Source organism: Burkholderia stagnalis (assembly GCF_902830275.1).
In the GTDB taxonomy this organism is placed as follows: Bacteria; Pseudomonadota; Gammaproteobacteria; order Burkholderiales; family Burkholderiaceae; genus Burkholderia; species Burkholderia stagnalis.
The window spans coordinates 1-234 of record NZ_CADESW010000121.1 but is presented as its reverse complement, the minus strand read 5'-3'; the positions used below and the strand labels follow the sequence as shown (position 1 = coordinate 234).

1 protein-coding gene is annotated in these 234 nt (G+C 71.4%); it reads left to right on the top strand.

Annotated features, from left to right (window positions below):
- A partial coding sequence (locus tag HWY45_RS37550; protein ID WP_176118534.1) for a tetratricopeptide repeat protein occupies window positions 1-234 on the top strand: 234 nt, incomplete at both ends.

Below are 234 nucleotides of genomic sequence, written 5' to 3'. Positions count from 1 at the left end.
CAACAACCTCGGCAACATGCTGCGCGAATGCGGGCGGCTCGACGACGCGATCGCGCACTACCGTCGCGCGGTGGCGCTGCGGCCGGACTATCCGGAGGCGCACAACAACCTCGGCAACGCGCTGCAGGACCTGGGCGAGCACGACGCGGCGGCCGCGAGCTACGGCAAGGCGATCGCGCACCACCCGCAGTACGCGCAGGCGTACAGCAACCTCGGCAGCGTGCTGCGCGCGCA